This window comes from Kitasatospora sp. YST-16, from assembly GCF_026802215.1.
In the GTDB taxonomy this organism is placed as follows: domain Bacteria; phylum Actinomycetota; class Actinomycetes; order Streptomycetales; family Streptomycetaceae; genus Kitasatospora; species Kitasatospora cineracea.
Map to the genome: position 1 here is coordinate 816,401 of NZ_CP113837.1, position 17,604 is coordinate 834,004.

Annotated in this window: 15 protein-coding genes and 1 pseudogene; 12 read left to right on the forward strand and 4 right to left on the reverse strand. The window is 73.7% G+C overall.

Annotated elements, in window-relative coordinates:
• Positions 1 to 87: 87 nt before the first annotated feature.
• The 5 genes from OU787_RS03740 to OU787_RS03760 all read left to right on the forward strand — a co-directional run bounded on the left by OU787_RS03740 (position 88) and on the right by OU787_RS03760 (position 10,582).
• On the forward strand, positions 88 to 2,232 hold the full coding sequence (locus tag OU787_RS03740) for a toll/interleukin-1 receptor domain-containing protein (protein ID WP_268658535.1): 2,145 nt from the start codon (positions 88 to 90) through the stop codon (positions 2,230 to 2,232).
• Positions 2,233 to 2,327: 95 nt separating this feature from the next.
• On the forward strand, positions 2,328 to 3,932 hold the full coding sequence (locus tag OU787_RS03745) for a TIGR02677 family protein (RefSeq protein ID WP_268658536.1): 1,605 nt from the start codon (positions 2,328 to 2,330) through the stop codon (positions 3,930 to 3,932).
• On the forward strand, positions 3,925 to 5,190 hold the full coding sequence (locus OU787_RS03750; protein WP_268658537.1) for a TIGR02678 family protein: 1,266 nt from the start codon (positions 3,925 to 3,927) through the stop codon (positions 5,188 to 5,190). The genes OU787_RS03745 and OU787_RS03750 overlap by 8 nt, the downstream gene beginning before the upstream one ends.
• Positions 5,187 to 9,311 (forward strand): TIGR02680 family protein, encoded by a 4,125-nt coding sequence (locus OU787_RS03755; protein WP_268658538.1) that lies wholly within the window; start codon positions 5,187 to 5,189, stop codon positions 9,309 to 9,311. The genes OU787_RS03750 and OU787_RS03755 overlap by 4 nt, the downstream gene beginning before the upstream one ends.
• 2 nt (positions 9,312 to 9,313) lie before the next feature.
• The gene (locus tag OU787_RS03760; RefSeq protein WP_268658539.1) at positions 9,314 to 10,582 is read left to right on the forward strand and encodes a TIGR02679 family protein; all 1,269 of its coding nucleotides are present in this window, start codon (positions 9,314 to 9,316) and stop codon (positions 10,580 to 10,582) included.
• 158 nt (positions 10,583 to 10,740) lie between these two features.
• On the opposite strand, the gene OU787_RS03765 is transcribed toward OU787_RS03760, so the two are convergent.
• The 3 genes from OU787_RS03765 to OU787_RS03775 all read right to left on the reverse strand — a co-directional run bounded on the left by OU787_RS03765 (position 10,741) and on the right by OU787_RS03775 (position 12,065).
• Entirely contained in the window at positions 10,741 to 10,866 is a 126-nt protein-coding gene (locus tag OU787_RS03765; RefSeq protein WP_268658540.1) for a hypothetical protein, read from the reverse strand.
• A gap of 567 nt (positions 10,867 to 11,433) precedes the next feature.
• Entirely contained in the window at positions 11,434 to 11,802 is a 369-nt protein-coding gene (locus tag OU787_RS03770; protein WP_268661800.1) for a hypothetical protein, read from the reverse strand.
• Positions 11,803 to 11,807: 5 nt separating this feature from the next.
• The gene (locus OU787_RS03775; RefSeq protein WP_268658541.1) at positions 11,808 to 12,065 is read right to left on the reverse strand and encodes a hypothetical protein; all 258 of its coding nucleotides are present in this window, start codon (positions 12,063 to 12,065) and stop codon (positions 11,808 to 11,810) included.
• Positions 12,066 to 12,178: 113 nt separating this feature from the next.
• On the opposite strand from OU787_RS03775, the gene OU787_RS03780 reads away from it, so the two are divergent.
• Positions 12,179 to 13,243, forward strand: coding sequence for a hypothetical protein (locus OU787_RS03780; RefSeq protein ID WP_268658542.1), 1,065 nt, complete (start codon positions 12,179 to 12,181; stop codon positions 13,241 to 13,243).
• A gap of 76 nt (positions 13,244 to 13,319) precedes the next feature.
• Here the strand turns inward: OU787_RS03780 and OU787_RS03785 are convergent.
• A pseudogene (locus OU787_RS03785) lies at positions 13,320 to 14,128 on the reverse strand (transposase).
• A 308-nt stretch (positions 14,129 to 14,436) separates the two neighbouring features.
• Between OU787_RS03785 and OU787_RS03790 the strand changes: the two are divergent.
• The 6 genes from OU787_RS03790 to OU787_RS03815 all read left to right on the forward strand — a co-directional run bounded on the left by OU787_RS03790 (position 14,437) and on the right by OU787_RS03815 (position 17,278).
• On the forward strand, positions 14,437 to 15,489 hold the full coding sequence (locus OU787_RS03790; RefSeq protein WP_268658543.1) for an aldo/keto reductase: 1,053 nt from the start codon (positions 14,437 to 14,439) through the stop codon (positions 15,487 to 15,489).
• A gap of 124 nt (positions 15,490 to 15,613) precedes the next feature.
• Positions 15,614 to 15,844 (forward strand): hypothetical protein, encoded by a 231-nt coding sequence (locus tag OU787_RS03795; RefSeq protein ID WP_268658544.1) that lies wholly within the window; start codon positions 15,614 to 15,616, stop codon positions 15,842 to 15,844.
• Positions 15,845 to 15,883: 39 nt separating this feature from the next.
• Complete coding sequence (locus OU787_RS03800) at positions 15,884 to 16,135, forward strand: hypothetical protein (protein WP_268658545.1); 252 nt, start codon at positions 15,884 to 15,886, stop codon at positions 16,133 to 16,135.
• A gap of 408 nt (positions 16,136 to 16,543) precedes the next feature.
• Positions 16,544 to 16,729 carry a hypothetical protein gene (locus tag OU787_RS03805; RefSeq protein ID WP_268658546.1) on the forward strand — a complete coding sequence of 62 codons (186 nt, stop codon included), beginning with the start codon at positions 16,544 to 16,546 and terminating at the stop codon, positions 16,727 to 16,729.
• A 111-nt stretch (positions 16,730 to 16,840) separates the two neighbouring features.
• Entirely contained in the window at positions 16,841 to 17,023 is a 183-nt protein-coding gene (locus OU787_RS03810) for a hypothetical protein (RefSeq protein WP_268658547.1), read from the forward strand.
• Between the two features lie 36 nt (positions 17,024 to 17,059).
• On the forward strand, positions 17,060 to 17,278 hold the full coding sequence (locus tag OU787_RS03815; RefSeq protein WP_268658548.1) for a hypothetical protein: 219 nt from the start codon (positions 17,060 to 17,062) through the stop codon (positions 17,276 to 17,278).
• Positions 17,279 to 17,604 lie beyond the last annotated feature (326 nt).

Consider the following 17,604-nt stretch of genomic DNA (forward strand, 5'->3'; position numbering starts at 1 on the left):
TAGGGTAGTGCGGCGCCGTGGGACAGCACGGCGGAACGCGCCGAACAGTTCGCGGCCGTCCGCGACGGGTGGGAGTGGAGCATCGCGGTGTGGGACGTGTTCCTCAGCTACAGCCGTGCCGACCGCCCCCGCGTGGAACCGCTGGTCACCGCCCTGGAGCAAGCCGGGCTCCGGGTTTTCGTCGACCACGCCGCCATCCCGGGCTTCGAGCCGATCAGCGCCACCATCCGGGAACAACTCGCACGCTCGACCGTCCTGCTGGCGTTCTACTCCGCGGGCTACCCGCACCGTCCGGCGTGCCAGTGGGAGCTGACTGCCGCCTACCTCGCGGGGTGGCACGAAGGAGACCCGCGGCGACGGGTCCTGGTGGTCAACCCGGAGCCGTTCAGCGAGCACATCCATCCGATCGAGCTCCGGGACGCCCGGCACTGGCCCCTGCCCGCCTCCGCCGCCCAGCTCTCCGTCTTCGCGGCCGAGGTGCGCGCCTGGATCCTGCGCCTGGACGGACCGCTTCCGATGTCGGCGGCCGACCTCCCCCCGGCCTTCGGCCCGGGGCCCCGGCCGATGCCGTCGCCGGTGTTCACGGGGCGGCTGTCCGACCTGTGGCGGGTCCACAGCACGCTGAGCAGTGGCTCCACCCCTCTGGTCGCCGGACCGCCCGCCACCGGCACGGCGGTGCTGCACGGTCCCGCCGGCATCGGCAAGACCCTGCTCGCCCAGGAGTACGCGCTGCGCTTCGGCCCGGCGTTCCCCGGCGGTGTGTACTGGTTCGACATCGGAGCGGCCCACCACACCGGGAGCGGCCAGGACCCCGCCGCCCACGCACGGCGAAGGTTCGAGCGGCAACTGCGCGCCATCGGCGACGGCCTCGGCGTCCGGCGCACCGCCACCGATCCGTCCGCCGCGGTCCGCTCCGCGCTGGGGCACCGCCGGATGCCGTACCTGTGGGTGGTGGACGGCCTCCCCAGCGGCCTGTCCAACCGGCAGGTCCTCCACCTGTGCGCGCCCGACCCGAACGGCCGGACGCTCCTCACCACCCGCAGCATGCAGTACAGCTCGATCGCCACACCGGTGGAGATCGTCCCCCTGGCGAGCGAGCACGCCTACACGCTGCTCACCGTTCGCAGCGAGCCCGGATCGGCCGACGAGCGCGGCGCCGCCCGGCAGTTGGCCGACGACCTGGGCGGACATCCGCTGGCCCTGGACCTGGTCGGCTCCGCCGCCCAGCACCGGTCCTTCACCGATCTCCTCACCGCCTTCCACACACCGGGACCGTCGCTGCTCGACGCGGCCGCGAAGGAGCACTCCACCGCGACCGACTGGCCCGGCGACATCACGGAGGCTCTCGTCCACGACACGGCGCACGTCGGACGCCTGGCCCTGGACGTCCTGCGGATCGGCGCCGCGCTCTCGCCGTCCGGCTTCGACCCTGCCCTGGTCGGCCGGATCCTGCTCCGTGCCGAGCCCTCCTCTCCCACCGTCGCCCTGCGCCGCGCCAGGGCCGGGCTCAGCCTGCTCAGGGCCCACCACTTGATCGAAGCACCGCCGAACTCCCCTTCCGCGGACTGCTACCGGGTGTCACAGGTCACCGCCCACGCGCTCGCCCAGCACGACCCCGACCCGGCCCGGGCCGCCCGCCTGCGCCACATGGCGATGCGCGCCCTGCGCGAGCCGCACCCCGCTACGCTGGACGACGCCCCACCCGCTGATGCCACCGGATTCCGAAGGGAGCACCGGATGCCCGGTCAGCACCGCACGGCCTACCGCGATCTGGACCGCATGGCCGCCTTCGACCTGCAGACCGAACTCGTCCTGCGGATCGGCGTCCAACGGCTCGATCCCGACACCGGAAGCCTGCGCGAGGCCCTCACCTCCCTGCACAGCCTCTTCCCCTTCACCCGCAGCACCCTGCGTCAGTACAACATCGGTCTCGGCGAGACGTCTTCCGGCGGGACCGCCCTGGGCGTCCCGGCCCTCGCCGACCGGCTCCTCAACGGGGTGCTGCGTCCGTTCCTCAGCCGTTGGCACCCGGCCCTCGCCGCCCACGAGGCGGCCCGGCCGCCGGACGTCCCCGCGCTGCACCACGAGCAGCGGTGGTCGCTGGCGCCACGGCTGCGCGCCGATCTCAACGACCTCGGCGGTCCGCTGAACGCCGTCGTCCTCGACCTCGCCGCCATCTCCGGTGCCGACTTCGACCTGCCCTCGCCGCCCAAGGCTCCCGCCGCCAGCTGACCCGTCCAGCACCATTCGGGCCACGGGGCTGCGGGCACTGCGGTGCTTCGGCGAATCGGCCCGGCCCCGGTCACCCGTCCGGCACAATGGTGGGCATGACCAGCGCCGCCGATCCGCGCCCGAAGCCTCCGGCCGGTGGGGCCGATCAGGAGGGCGGGCCGTACCGGCCGTTCGCGCACCTCACCGCGGTGAACAGTGCGCTGTACCGGCAGGTGATGGGCGTGTTCGTCCTGGCCAAGCAGGAGTTCACCGTCCACCTCCGTCCGGAGGACGTGCACCTGGGACTGCTGCCGGAGGGCCGGCCGCCGCTCGACGCCGTCGCGGCCGCACTCGTGCAGCTCGCCAAGTGGGGGAACCTGCGGGCCGATCCGGACACCGGCCGGGTCACCGCGCTGGAGGACTTCTACCGGGCCCGCAGCATCTACCAGTTGACGCGTGAGGGCGAGGCCGCCGAGGAGGCGTTGACCGCGTACGACGAGTCGTTGGGGCGGCGCGGTGAACTGCAGGCCGTCGCGCTGGCCGACATCGCGGCCCAGCTCCGGGCCGTCCTGGCCCTCGCCCGGCGACCCGCGCCCGATCCGGCCGTGGTGCACCTGGCGCTGCTGGCCCTGGTGGAGCGCTTCTCGGGCCTCGCGGAGAACGCCCGGGCCTTCATGGGGTCGCTGCAGCGGACGGTCGACCTGCACGAGGCCGAGGTCGAGGTGTTCCTCGCCTACAAGCAGCGGCTGATCGACTACCTGGAGCGGTTCATCGCGGACCTGGTCACCCGGGGCGCCGAAATCGCGGAACTGCTGGAGGAGTTGGACGCCCCGCCCGGGGGTGCGGTCGGTCCGCTGCTGCGGCTGGCAGCCGAACGCGAAGCCGCGGACGCAGCCCCGGACGCCGCCGCCGAGGCACTGGCCGCCGCCGAGGCCCGGTGGCAGGGGCGCTGGGACGGGCTGCGGGCGTGGTTCCTGAGCCTGCCGGGGCGCTCCTCGCAGGCCAAGCTGCTGCGTTCGGCCGCCCGCCGGGCCGTTCCCCAACTCCTCGCTGTCGTCCAGGCGTTGAACGAGCGCAGGGCGGGGCGCTCGGACCGTTCCGCCGACTTCCGGGAGCTGGCCCGCTGGTTCGCCGAAGCCCCGGACGACGGCGCCCGCCACCGATTGTGGCGCTCCGCCTTCGGCCTGTACTCGGCCCGCCACCTCACAATCGACCAGGAGGCGTTGGCCGAACGGGACGCCGATCCGGTACCCACGTCGGCATCCTGGTACGACGCCCCCGGTGTGCGGATCAGCCCGCAGCTGCGGCGGACCGGCTCCTACGAACGGCGCGGCCGGGCCCGGGCCGTGCTGGACCGCAGCGAGGCCAAGTCGTACCTGGCCGAGTTGGCCCGCAAGCAGGCCGAACAGACCGCCGCCGCCCGCGCCCGGCTCGCCACCGGGGGCGAGGTGCGCCTGAGCGACCTCGGCGTGCTCGACCGGGACGCCTTCCGGTTGTTCCTGCTACTCCTCGGCGACGCGCTGTCGGCCTGGCGCCCCGGCACGGAATCGGTCTCGACCACCACCAACGACGGAACGATGGAGATCAGACTGACCAGGCTGCCCGGCGGCGGGATCGCCGAGATCGACACGCTGGACGGCGTGCTGTGGGGTCCGGAGCACCTGGTCGAGATCGTCGACCTCGCGCCCGCACGCGAACCGCTGGGGGACGACCGTGCATGACGACCGCCTCGGCGACGCCTTGGCCGCGCAGCGGGCCCAAGAGCTGCGGCGGGCAGCACGGGCTCTGCTGAAACGGCCCCTGTTGCGCGCGGGTGGTCCGCACGCCGATGACTTCCGGCTGGTTCGGCAGTACGCGACGGAACTGCGCACCTGGTTCGAGCGCAACACCGGCTGGCCGCTGCTGGTGGACTCCGAGGTGGCCCGGCTGCGCCGGTCCCCCGGTCGGAACGACGATCCCACCCACCCGGCCCGGGACCAGCGCGCCGGGCTGCCGTTCTCCCGGCGCCGCTACGTCCTGTTCTGTCTGTGTCTGGCCGCGCTGGAGCGCGCCGAACAGCAGATAGCGCTGGGCCGGCTGGCGGAGCAGGTGATACTCGCCGCGAAGGACCCCGCGTTGGAAGGCGCAGGGGTCGTCTTCAGCATGGCCGACCGCGAGGAGCGCGCCGATCTGGTGGCGGTGGGCCAGCTGTTGCGGGACTGGGGCGTGCTGACCAAGGTCGCGGGCGACGAGGAGGCGTTCCTCAAGTCGTCCGGGGACGTCCTGTACGACGTCGATCGCCGGGTGCTGGCCGGGCTCCTGGTCTCCCGGCGCGGCCCGAGCACCGTCCGCGCGGGCGGCTTCGCCCAGCGGCTCGCCGAACTCGACGCCGAGGTGCTGCCGGACAGCGACGAGCTGCGCAACCGGGCGCTGCGGCACCGGCTGACCCGGCGGCTGCTGGACGACCCGGTGCTGTACCTGGACGGGCTGTCCGAGGCCGAGAGCGCGTACCTCGCCTCGCAGCGCGGTGCGTTGACCCGGCGGATCGGCGAACTGACGGGGCTGGTACCGGAAGTGCGAGCCGAGGGGATCGCGATGGTCGATCCGGACGACGACCTGACCGACCTGCGGATGCCCGAGCAGGGCACCGACGGCCACGTGGCCCTGCTGCTCGCCGAACACCTGGCGGGCAACGGGGCGACCGTCCCGCTGTCCGAGCTGCACCGGCGGGTGGCCGGCTGGGCCCTGGAACACGCCGGTTTCTGGCGGCGCAACGCGACCGTTCCCGGAGCCGAGGCCGACCTGGCCGAACAGGCCGTGGGCCGGCTCGTGGCCCTCGGCCTGCTGGACCGGGTCACGGCCGCGGACGGCACCCCGGCCGTCCGGGCCCGCCCGGCCCTGGACCGGTACCGGGTCGGCGAGACGATCCTGTTGGAACCGGGCCAGAGCGCTCCCCGCAGCGCCCCGAAGAAGAGCACGAAGGGGAAGAGGACCCGATGAGCACGTCAGTCGAGACACCGTTGCCGTTGCCCGGCCGTGCCCGCTGGCAGCCGCTGCGGGTCGGCCTGGTCGACCTCTTCTACTACGACGTCGAGGAGTTCCACTTCCGCGACGGCCGGCTGCTGCTGCGCGGCAACAACGGCACGGGCAAGTCCAAGGTGCTCGCCCTGACCCTGCCCTTCCTGCTGGACGGGGACCTCTCCCCGCACCGGGTGGAACCGGACGCCGACCCGAAGAAGCGGATGGAGTGGAACCTCCTGCTCGGCGGCGAGCATCCGTACCCCGAGCGGCTCGGCTACACCTGGATCGAGTTCGGCCGCCTCGACGAGGACGGCACCCCGCGCTACACCACGCTGGGCTGCGGCCTGAAAGCGGTCAGCGGCCGCGGCATCGCCCGGCACTGGTTCTTCGTCACCGACAGGCGGGTGGGCCCCGAGCTGCGGCTGCTCGACTCCACCGGCGCCGCGATCGGCCACGATCGGCTGGCCGAGGCGCTGGACGGACGAGGGCTGCTGTACGACTCGGCCCGGGCCTACCGCCGGGCGGTGGACGAGGCCCTGTTCGGCCTGGGCGAGCAGCGGTACGCGGCCCTGGTCGACCTGCTCGTCCAGCTGCGGCAGCCACAGCTGTCCAAGCGTCCCAGCGAGAAGGCCCTCTCGCGGGCCCTCACCGAATCGCTGCCCCCGGTGGACCAGGCCGTGGTCGCCGACGTCGCCGAGGCGTTCCGCTCGCTGGACGAGGAGAAGGAACAGCTGGCGGCGATGGTGGCCGCCGAAGGCGCCGCCGCCGCTTTCCTCCAGCACTACCGCCGCTACGCCCGGGTGGCCGCCCGCCGCAAGGCCCGCGCGCCGCGCGTCCAGCATGCCCGCTACGAGACCCAGCGGGCCGAACTCAACACCGCGGAGCAGGACTTCGAGGCCGCGGGTACCGCGCTCGCCGAGGCCGAGGCCCGCTTGGTGGAACTGGAGCGGCGGCGGGCCGGCTTGCAGGCCCGGAACGAGGTGCTGCGGGCCGGACCGGAGATGCGCGGGGCCCACGAGTTGGAGCAGGCCGCCGATTCGGCAGCCCGTACGGCCGGAGCCGCCGAGCTGGCCGAGGCGGACCGGCTCCGGGCCGAAGGCGAACTGGCCAGGTTCGCCGCCCGGTTCGGTGCCGCGAGGTCACGTGCCGAGGCCGCCGAACGCGCCCTCGCCACGGCCGTCGGCGCGGCCCGGGAGGAGGCGGCAGCGGCCGGTATCGGCCGTGAGCACGCCGACCGGGTCAGCGGCCCGCTCGCGGCGGGCGACACCCCGGAGGCGGCGCAGCGGGGCGCGGTCGAGGCCGTCGATCGTCGGCTCCGTTCGGTGGACCTGACCGTCCGGAAACTGGCGGCCGTCCGGTCGGCCGCGCTTGAACTCGGCGCAGCCCGCCGCCACTTGGCGGAGACGGACGGCGAACTGGCGCACCGGGCCGAGCTGCGGGCCGAGTCCGAGGAGGGTGCCGGGCAGGCGGGGCGGGACTACCTCACGGCCGTGGGCACGCACTTCGCCGACTGCACCCTGATCCGGCCGTCCGACCCCGAAGGCATGCTCGACGAACTGGCGCACTGGGTCGGCTCCTTGACCGGAGCGGACCCGGCCCGGGCCGCCGCACAGCGGGCAGCGGAGGCCGTTGGCATCGAACTCGCCCGGCGCCGGGCCCGGTTGGAGTCCGAGCGGGAGGCGGCGAACGAGCGCCGTGCCGCGCTGCGGGCCGAATCGGCCGAGCTGCTGGCCGGGCGCCGAAGCGGGCCCCGCGCCCCGTACACCCGCGCCCCGGAGGCCCGGCAGGAGCAGGACGGTGCGCCGCTGTGGCGGCTGGTCGACTTCGCCGATGATCCGGCAGGTGGGTTGACGGAACGTCAGAAGTCCTTTCTGGAGTCAGCATTGGAGGTATCCGGCCTGCTCGATGCCTGGGTGTCCACGGACGGCCGGGTGGCCGCCGCCGGCACCTGGGACACGCTGGCGACCGCGGGCGCCCCAGTGGCGGGCCGGTCGCTGGCGACCGTGCTGCGCCCCGCGGTGGACCGCGAGGACCCGGCCGCCGCCGCGCTCCCCGACGAGCTGGTCGCCGGGCTGCTGGCCGGCATCGGCCTGCTCGACCCCGGCGAGGAGCTTCCGGGGGAGGGCAGTTGGATCGCCCTCGACGGCCGGTTCCGCCTCGGCGCGCTCACCGGCTCCTGGTCGAAGCCCGCCGCCGAATACCTCGGGGAGCGGGCCCGGGAGCAGGCCCGGCGCACCCGGCTCGCCGCCGTCGAGAGCGAACTCGCCGAAATCGCGGACCGGCTGGCTGCCCTGGAGACGGATTTCACCCTGCTGGCAGCGGACCTGGGCACCCTCGGCGCCGAACAGGCGGCCATGCCGGACGACTCGACCCTGCGCGGCGCGCACGCCACCGTGTCAGCGGCCCAGCGCGAGTACGTGCGTGCCGCCGAGCGCCGCGAGGCAGCCGACCGGGCGGTGGCCGGGGCCACCGCCGCTGCCGAGCGAGCGGGCGACGAACTGAACTCCCTCGCCGAGGAGTTGAGCCTTCCCGTCACCGACGAGGAGTTGCGCGAAGTACGCGACGCCCTCGGCCGCTACCGGGAGGCGTTGGCCGGCCTGTGGCCCGCCGTCCGCGAGTCCCGGGCCGCGCTGGCCGCGCTGGCCGCCGAGGAGGGCGAGCGCACCCGGGCTGCCGAACGCGCCGCCGAACTCGCCGAGCGCTCCCGCACTGCCGCCCGGGAGGCCGTCGTCGCGGGCGAGCGCCACCAGACGCTCGCCGCCACGGTCGGCGCTGCCGTCGCCGAGCTGAAGCGACAACTCACGTGGGTCGCAACGGCATTGGCCGCCTGCGAGGAGGAGGATCGGGCCGCCCGCGGCGACCAGACCTCCGCGATCCGGACTCAGGCCGCCACCGACGCGCTGCGCACCCGGGTCCGCGAGGAGATCGAGGAGACCTCCCGCACCCGCGCCGAGGCCATCGACGCGCTGCGCCGCTTCGCCGCCACCGGCCTGCTCTCCGTCGCCCTGCCCGAGCTGGACGCCGACGCCGGTTCTTGGGCGCCCGAGCCCGCCGTCCGGCTGGCCCGCTCCGTCGAACGCGAGCTGGAGTCGGTGGACGACTCCGACCCCGTCTGGGAGCGCGTCCAGCGCCGGATCATGGAGGAACACAAGGACCTCTCCGACGCCCTGTCCCTGCACGGGCACACGGCCACCGCCCGGCTGCTGGACGACGGCCTGGTCGTGGACGTGGTTTTCCAGGGTCGGGAGCGCTCCGTCCCCGAGCTGGCCGATGCCCTCACCGTCGAGGTCGCCGACCGGCAGCACCTGCTCTCGGCCCGCGAGCAGGAGATCCTGGAGAACCACCTGATCACCGAGGTGGCCGGCACCCTGCAGGAGCTGGTCGGCGCCGCCGAGCAGCAGGTCCTGCGCATGAACCGGGAGTTGGAGGAGCGCCCGACCAGCACCGGCATGCTGCTGCGGCTGGTGTGGCGTCCGGCCCGCAACGCTCCCGGCGGCCTCGCCGCCGCCCGCCAGCGACTGCTGCGCCAGTCCTCCGATGCCTGGACGGACGCCGACCGCACCGCCCTCGGCGAATTCCTCCAGAGCCAGATCGACCGGGCCCGCACCGACAGCCCGTCCGGTACCTGGCTCGAACACCTCACCACCGCCCTGGACTACCGCTCCTGGCACGAGTTCGGCATCGAACGCCACCAGCACGGCAAGTGGCAGTCCGCCACCGGCCCCGCCTCCGGTGGCGAACGGGTGCTGTCCGTCTCGCTCCCGCTGTTCGCGGCCGCCTCCTCCCACTACGCCTCGGCCGGCAATCCGCACGCCCCCCGCCTGGTCACCCTGGACGAGGCCTTCGCCGGCGTCGACGACGACTCCCGGGCCAAGTCCCTCGGCCTGCTCGCCGCCTTCGACCTGGACGTCGTCATGACCTCCGAACGGGAGTGGGGCTGCTATCCCCAGGTCCCCGGGCTGGCCGTCGCCCAGCTCTCCCGGGTCGACGAGATCGCCGCCGTCCTGGTCACCCGCTGGGAGTGGGACGGCCGCCGTCGAACCCAGGTCCCCGATCCCGCCGCCCCCGCCGGCCCCGCGTCCGAAACCCTGTTCGCCTGACCATGGACCTCCCCCGTCTGCGCCGTCTGCTCGGCACGCCCGAACTCGCCTGGCTCCTCGACCGCGTCCGCCGCCGGCTGGAGGACGGGCGTCCCCTCGACGGCACCGTCACCCTGACCGGCGCGACCGACCACCAGCGGGCCGCGGTCGCCCGGCTGCTGGGCCGCCCGGCCCGGCCGGGGCGCTCCCTCTCCGTCCCTCTCCCAGCCGTCGACACCGTGCTCCGGGCCGGCGGCGCCAGTCCGGACGGCCTCGCCGCCGCCGTGACCGCCCTGACCGGCCCGGTGACGGTCCGCCGTGCACAGGAGGCCGCGACGGCGGCGGCCTGGCAGCTCGCCCTGGCCGAACTCGACCGTCCCGCCATCACCGACCGCCCCGAACTCGCCGCCTGGCACGCCGGGTTGTCCACCAGCGGGCTGCTCAAACGGCTCTCCGGCAGCGACCCGGCCACGGCCCGGCGCCTCGCCGCCGACACCGCCCGTGTGCTCTGCCACCTCCCCGCCGACGGCCTCACCCTCCCCGTCCTCGCCGCCCGCACCCTCGGCGACGCCCACGCGCTGGACCACGGCCGCCCGCCCGCCGCGCTCGTCCTCTCCGCCGTCCGAGCCCTCGCCCCCGGCACTGACTTCCCGAACGGCGCGGAAGGCCGCCGGGCCGCCTGGGCCTCGGTCGGCGTGGCACTGGACGAACTGTCCTCCCGCGTCCTCGTCCTCAACCTCCCCGCCCTCCCCACCGGCCCGACCGGACGGCTCCTCGCCTCCGCCCGCGAGGACGGCGAGCCGTACCTCCTGACGCTCCGCCAGCTCACCCGACTTCCACCGGAGTTCACCCACGACGGCCGTACCGTCCACGTCTGCGAGAACCCTGCGATCCTGGCCGTGGCCGCTGACGTGTACGGGCCCGACTGCCCGCCCATGGTCTGTGTCGAAGGCAACCCATCGGTCGCCGCACGCCTCCTGCTCACGGCTCTCGCCACCGCCGGCTGCCCCCTCGTCTACCACGGCGACTTCGACTGGGGCGGCATCCGCATCGCCACTGCCGTCCTCCGCCTCTCCGGCGCCACGCCCTGGCGCTACGACACCCCTTCCTACCTCGCTGCCGTCCGAAACGGCCATGGCACCCCCCTCACCACCGGCGTACCCGCCCCCACTCCCTGGGATCCGTCCCTCTCCCCCACCCTCGCCGAACACGGCTTGCGCGTCGAGGAGGAACGCCTCCTCGGCTGCCTCCTCGCCGACCTCCGCCGCTCCGGCACCACCGGAACCTCCTGACGTCCGGGCCTTGCGTTCGGCGGGCCCGGCGGAATCCGCGGGCCGCCCCAGTGGGGGCGGAGTGACGGACCGGATTCCATCGGATCGGGGAGCGGCTCCCACAGGTCGGCGGGCCGAACCGATGGCGGCTCGGTTCGGATCAGCCGCTGCTCGCGCCGTCAGGCGAACATGGTCCACTGCTGCACGTCATCGGGCGTGAGGGTGCTGTCGGCTACCAGGTCCGCGAACAGGGACAAACCCTCCTCGTCCCTGCGCAGCAGGGTGAACCGGGCGAGCTGGAACACCGGAGGGAGCGTATCGGTTTCCCATGCGCCCACCTCGGCTTGGACCGCTTCAGGTCCAAGCCGGGCTTCGCGGGCCAGCCAGGCGTGCGCCCGGTGGCGTCCCTTCTCCAGCGGGTCTTCGCCGAGGAGCCCGGCCAGGTGGTAGTACCCGCCCCCAGCAGTACGCCCTCATCGACCGCGGCGAAGCCCCCCTTGCCCGGACACCCATCCATGGGAACAGCGGGTTCCGGCCCGTCTCGACACGCCGCTTCGCTCACCTCGCGTCACCGAGATGCACAAGGAGTACTACTACGGCATCCGCTTCGGCACTGCGGTGCCGGCGGCCGAGACAGCAGAGACCCGATGAGGCGGATCGCACCACCTGCTCGGCCGAATAGTGCGAGGTCGGAACACTGACCCTTCCCAGTCGGCAGGCCGGACGGGGATGCCGCACTCGGCCGAGCGGCGGGCCAGGGCCGTGCCGGCCGGGTGACGGCTGGCCCCGCCGCCAGCGGGACCGGACCGTCGAGGGCAGCCGCCGGGACAGGGACCACCAGGCCCTCCGGCCCGGGGCAGCGGCGACCCCGGCTACGGGGTGAGTTCGATGACGCGTACCGGCTGGCCCTTCCAGCGGGCCGGGTCGACGGTGGCGATGACGGCGCCGTCCGGGCGCTCGGGGGTGGGGGCGGCGGCGTAGCGGGTGTGGGCCTGGGCCCAGGTGGTGTCGGCGGCGAGGGCAAGGGCGGCGGGGAGGTCGAGGTCGAGGAGGGTGACTGCGGGCAGGGCGGCGAGGTGTTCGGCGGTGCCGGGGCGTTCGCGGTCGGCTTCGACGAGGGCGCAGGCGGGGGCGTAGAGGTGCCAGCCGGCCTCGGCGTGGGCGCGGTGGATGAGGCGGGAGGCGAGGAGGTTGCCGCGGCCGGCGGCGACCATGGCGGTGTCGTCGAGGACGATGTGCAGGGCGGTCACCGGATGTCGACCCGGGCGAGGCGGCGGTCGAGTTCGGCGTCGAGCTGTGCGGTGCGGGCGGCGTCGGGGTCGTAGCCGTTCCAGGCGTTCAGCTGCCGGCGGGCCTGTTCGGCGCGCTCGGCGCGCTCGGTGGGGGTGAGCAGGGTGTCGGCGAGGCGGGCCAGGTAGGCGCGCAGGGAGAGGTGTTCGGCTGCGGCGATCTCGGCGAGGCGGTCTCGGGTCTCGGCGGGGATGCGGACGTTGGCGTCGGCCATGGCGGGACTCCTTTCAGCTCCTTGAGGGTACGGGTACATACCCGCATTCTCCATACGGGTACGCACCCGTACCCTCACCACCACGCCGCGCCCACCGACACGACCGGGGAACCATGACCATCGCACCGCTCACCCCGCAGGCCGCCGCGGACCTTCCCTGCCCCGGCATTACCGAATCCCTCGACCGAACCGACGCCTGGCAGACCCGCCACGGCGGGACCTGGCTCACCACCCGGGAGGACGGCGACGTCCTCGCCCGCCGCGCCGACGGCACCGAGCGGGCCGTCAGGTTTCCCGACCCGACCGGCGACCACCGCGGCTACACCACGCCCGCCCCCGGCGGCACCGCCTTCGCCGTCTGCGGCAACAGCGCTGTCACCCTCCTCGACAGTAACGGCACCGCCCGCTGGAACCACCCGCACGACCCCTGGTCGGCCGACCACGGCAGCGGCCGCGGCACCTGCGCGTTCACCCCCGACGGACGCCACCTGATCGCCGTCGTCCCCGGGCCCCTCGCCACGGGCGGCTACGAGGGCGACGTCCTGGTCGTGCTCGACCGCGCCGCCGGAACACCTGCCGCCACCGCCACCTACGAGATCCGCCAGTCCCTAGAAGACTCGGGCCAACTGGTCGTCTCGGCCGGCCGGGGACAGGACGGCGCCCTCACCTACATCGCCGTCTTCGACGGCACCGACCTGCACACCACCGAGCTCGACACCAAGGACGGACCGGTCACCGACATCGACACCGCCGGCCAGCACCTCCTCACCCTCGAACGCGGCGGCGCCAACCTCACCCTCCGCACCCTCGGCGAGGACCAGCGCTTCGTCGGCCGCCCTGTCCTTCTCGGCGACAGCCTCATCCCGGCCGCTGTCGCCGACGAGGAATGGGCGGAAGAAACCCGCCACTTCCCCATCGACGCCGCCACCCTGCAGCCGCTCGCCGAGATCACCTACCCCCACCCCGCCGGCCCCGACATCACCCCCCTGCCCGACAGCAGCCGGCTCACCCCCGACGACGACCGACTCAACCACTGGCACCTCCACCAGCCGCCCCCCCCTGAACCACCAACACGGCATCGCCATCCCTCCGGCCACCACGCCACTCCCCCAACCCTCCAGGCCCGGGTCATTAACCAGAGCCACACGTCCAACACCCAAATCAAGATGACGTGTTAATGATCTGTAAGCCCTAACGACCTCGCACATGGCTAGATGATTGATGCGAAGGGTTAGGGAGCGTATTTGGTTGTGATCAAGGGGTGGTCTTGGTGAGGTCCTTGATCCAGATCATCGCGCCGCGGAGGTGGAGGCCGGCGAGGTAGCTCTCGGGCTTCTTGTCGTACCGGGTGGCGATGCCCCGCCAGGCCTTCAGTCTGTTGATCAGGCGCTCGACGGTGTTGCGGTCCTTGTAGAGCTCGGCGTCGTGGCCGACGGGCCGGCCGCCGCCGCTGCCCTTCTTCTTCCGGTTGGCGGCCTGGCCCTCGGTCAGAATGAAGGCCGGCGGACGGCACCTGTGCTCGCCGGCGACGTGGACCTTACTGCTCTGCCCGCCCCGGGAGCGTCCGAGCAGTGCCGTCTTCAGTCGGAGCTTGTGTCTGCGGCGGACACGCCGCCGCTCGTTCGTGGCGCCCTGCCCGTCTTGTCCCTCCGTGCCGCCCCCTTTTGCCGGGCCTTCTCCGCTTCCTCGGCGGCCTTCCCCAGGTCGGCGAGCGTGTCGGGGTCCAGGTGCATCCCGGCGGAATCATGGTGGGCCCTCACCGTCGCGGAATCCACGCCGACCAGCGACAGGTCCACCTCACCGCGCTTCGCAGCCTCCGCGATCGCGCCCTCCAGCAAGGCCTCGAACACGCCGGCGTCCCTCCACTGCCGAAAGCGGTTGTGGACCGTCGACCAGGCGCCGAACTCCCGCGGCACCTCCCGCCACTGCCCGCCCGTCCGAAACCGCCAGATCACGCCTTCGAACTGCCGACGCAACCGCTCGGGGTACGGGCCGTACTCACCGACCGGCAGGTACGGCTCGATGAACTCCCACTCGGCATCCGTCAGTTGCACTCGCGTCACGCAACACGATCTACCGGACCAGGACCCACCGCGAGGGCGAAACCAGCAAATTGATCACAACCAGATACACGCCCTAAACGGATCATGAGGCAGATGCACGGACGCGCAGGCTTCCCCCTCCTCCGCCAGCGGATCCTCCTCCCATGATCACCACGCAGTGCTACCACCGATTACGGGCCAGAGCCGTTCAATGGACAGACCCCGGGGCGGCGGGCCTGCGCGCGGAAAGGGCTTGCCCTTGAGTCGACTCCAACTCCTAGGGTGGCCGCAGGCGCGCCAGTGATCAGAGCGACGGAAGGGAACCGACCATGCGTTACCGGACTCTCGGCGGCACCGGCATCGAGGTGAGCACGCACTGCCTGGGCACGATGATGCTCGGCTCGGTGGGCAACCCGGACCACCAGGAGGGGGCCCGGGTCGTGCACGCCGCACTGGACGCCGGGATCAACTTCGTCGACACCGCCGACATGTACTCGGCGGGCGAGTCCGAGGAGATCGTCGGCAAGGCGCTCCAGGGGCGGCGCGACGACGTGGTGCTGGCGACCAAGGTGCACTTCCCGATGGGCCAGGGGCCCAACCGGGGCGGCAACTCGCGGCGTTGGATCCTGCGGGCGGTGGAGGACAGCCTGCGGCGGCTGCGCACCGACTGGATCGACCTCTACCAGGTGCACCGGGCCGACCACCGCACGGACGTCGAGGAGACCCTGTCGGTGCTCGGCGACCTGGTCCGGCAGGGCAAGATCCGGGCGTTCGGCTGCTCGACCTTCCCGGCCGCGGAGATCGTCGAGGCGCACTGGGTGTCCGAGCGGCGCGCACTGCCCCGGTTCCGGACCGAGCAGCCGCCGTACTCGCTGCTGGCGCGCGGCGTGGAGAACACGGTGCTGCCGATCGCCCGCCGCCACGGCATGGGGGTGCTGACCTGGTCCCCGCTCGCCTCCGGCTTCCTGACCGGCCGCTACCGCAAGGGCGGGACGATCGACCTGGGCAGCGGGCGGGCCGCGCTGACCCCGCACCGCTTCGACCCGGCGCTCCCGGAGAACGCCCGCAAGCTGGAGGTGGTCGAGCAGCTCGTCGCCCTGGCCGACGACCTCGGCTGCACGCTGCCCGAACTCGCCGTCGCCTTCCCGCTCGCCCACCCTGCCGTCACCTCGGTGATCCTCGGCCCCCGGACGGTCGAGCAGCTCGCCGGCCTGCTGAAGGGCGCCGCACTGACCCTGGACGACGAGGCCCTGGACCGGATCGACGCGATCGTCCCGCCCGGCACCGACCTCTACCGCGCGGACGGCGCCTGGCAGCCCCCCGCGCTCACCCCGGCCGCGCTGCGCCGCCCCGTCGCCGACCGCGCCGCCGCCGACAACTGACGGACGGCGGACGGCGGTTGGCGGCCGGCCGAAGGCGGTCGGCCGAAGGCAGTCGGCGGTCGGCTCAGCCCCCGGCCGGGGCTGGGCCGACAGGCGGCCCTGCAGGGTGCGGGACCACTCGGCGATGCAGTCCGCGAGCTGGCGGTCCGTCGGCTGTGCCGGGTCGCCGCCGCAGCCGGCCGCCGGGGCGGCGGGCGACGCGGGCGCGGTGGGGGCGGGCGTCCCGGACGGCTGCGGCTGGGGCTGCGGTTGGGGCTGCGGTTGGGGCTGCGGCTGGCCGCCGGGCGGGGTGATCTGGCCCTTGAGCGAGACCAGGTTGGGGGTGACGGTGGCGTCGCCCGAGAGGTCGATGTAGTCCTGGGTCTGCCCGTTGAAGTCGACGAAGCCGCGCCACATGTCCCGCCCGAACGGGATGATCTCCTGGAGCGCGCCGCCCTGGCCGACGCTGATGGTGATCGAGGTCTGCTGGGCCATGTACGAGACCATCCGGCTGGCCAGCACGTCCAGGTTGACCGACGGGGCGTCGTCGGCCCGGACGTACACGTGCAGGTCGTTGAGGCCGCCGCCGACCCGGTCGGCCTGCAGGACGGCGAAGGCGACCACCAGTTGGGAGGAGCTGTCCCGGGGCACCAGCGGCGTCACGTAGTACAGGTGGCCGTCGGCCTTCGAGCGGAGCAGGAACTCGCCGGGGTTGGTGGCGTTGGCGGCCGAGGAGGTGTGGTCGTAGCCGAAGCCGCGGTCGTCCTTGACGCCGCGCCCGCCGAGCCACTGCACCTCGTGGATCTGCGAGCGGACCACCGAGGCCGGGTAGACCGCGCCGGGCAGGTCGCCGGGGTCGACGGTGGCGCGGTAGGCGAGGTCGGGGCGGCCGTCGGCGGAGCCCTTGATGACCAGCACCCCGGCGGGGGCGGTCACGGTGCGCTGCTTCCAGCCCTGCTCCCGGGCCACCGAGATGACGATCACGGGCCGCGCGGTGCGGACGTCGGGGCCGTCGCAGTAGCCCCAGATGTCCTGGTCGCTGTAGACCAGGTCGGGGAAGCGCTCGGCGAGCAGGTTGCGCAGGCTGACCGCGCCCGTCCCGCCGAAGGCCCGGCCGAAGGCGTGGTCGCCGTGGAAGGCGCAGGAGGCCACCGAGTTGGTGGTGCCGTCCCAGACCGCGACGCCCTCCATCGGCTGCTCGCCGGAGCCGTCCAGCACCGCCGTCCACACCCCGCCGCCCGCCTGGCCGCCGCCCGCCTGACCACCGGTGCCGGTGCCGGGCAGGTAGTGCAGGCTGTGGTCGAGCAGGTGGATGCCGGAGGTCAGGCCCGCGCTGTCGGTGAGCGCCTTGTTCGCGGCGGCGTAGGAGGCGGTGCGGGCCTCGAAGTCGAAGTCCGGCATCGGGGCGGTCTTGACGCAGGCCGGGACGTCCGAGGTGCCGACCAGGTCGCAGCGGGTGCCGTCGCCGGGGCGGCTGTGCTCGGTGACGGGCAGCACCGAGCGCGGGGTGGCCGCGCCGCCCGCCGGGACGTCGAGCACGGTGGAGCGGGCGTAGAACCGGCCCGCGTCCTTGTCGTTGTCCCACAGCCCGGTGCCGGCCCGCACCAGCGAGCCGATCACCGCCAGCACCACCACGGCCATCGCCAGCCGCGGCCACCACTCGGTGAAGTCGGACCCGGCCTCGTCGGTGGCGAACCAGACCGCCACCGCGGTGCCGACCAGGCCGACCGCCAGCCAGAACCAGAACAGCGGCGCCGCGTCCCACGGCCCGCCGTGCGGGAAGAACTGGCGCTCGATCAGCAGGAGGTAGCTCTGGTCCTGCTGCCCGAAGCCGCCGAACAGGAAGTGCTTGACCGCCCAGACCAGCGCCGCCAGCAGCGGCATCCACAGCCACCAGGCGGCCAGCCCCGGCATGGTGCTGCGCACCGCCTGCCGCACCCGCGCGTTCGCCATCCCGCTCCCCCGTTCCCGTACCCGTACCCGCCGCCCCGCACGGCGGTCCCCTGCTGCGTCCTTCCCGCCGGGCCGGCCCGGCAAGCCTGCCGAACGGGCGCGCGGTCGGGGCGGACGGCCCGTCATGACCATGCGGGGGGACACGTTAGCGTGACGGCCCGTCACCCGGCCCCGGGGGTACGG

What these genes read in the sequence shown, in the direction of transcription:
- OU787_RS03745 (WP_268658536.1), top strand. Translation starts at nt 2,328, where the DNA reads ATGACCAGCGCCGCCGATCCGCGCCCGAAGCCTCCGGCCGGTGGGGCC.
- OU787_RS03755 (WP_268658538.1), top strand. Translation starts at nt 5,187, where the DNA reads ATGAGCACGTCAGTCGAGACACCGTTGCCGTTGCCCGGCCGTGCCCGC.
- OU787_RS03795 (WP_268658544.1), top strand. Translation starts at nt 15,614, where the DNA reads ATGCAGTCCGCGAGCTGGCGGTCCGTCGGCTGTGCCGGGTCGCCGCCG.
- OU787_RS03760 (WP_268658539.1), top strand. Translation starts at nt 9,314, where the DNA reads ATGGACCTCCCCCGTCTGCGCCGTCTGCTCGGCACGCCCGAACTCGCC.
- OU787_RS03800 (WP_268658545.1), top strand. Translation starts at nt 15,884, where the DNA reads ATGTCCCGCCCGAACGGGATGATCTCCTGGAGCGCGCCGCCCTGGCCG.
- OU787_RS03775 (WP_268658541.1), bottom strand. Translation starts at nt 12,065, where the DNA reads ATGGCCGACGCCAACGTCCGCATCCCCGCCGAGACCCGAGACCGCCTC.
- OU787_RS03790 (WP_268658543.1), top strand. Translation starts at nt 14,437, where the DNA reads ATGCGTTACCGGACTCTCGGCGGCACCGGCATCGAGGTGAGCACGCAC.
- OU787_RS03780 (WP_268658542.1), top strand. Translation starts at nt 12,179, where the DNA reads ATGACCATCGCACCGCTCACCCCGCAGGCCGCCGCGGACCTTCCCTGC.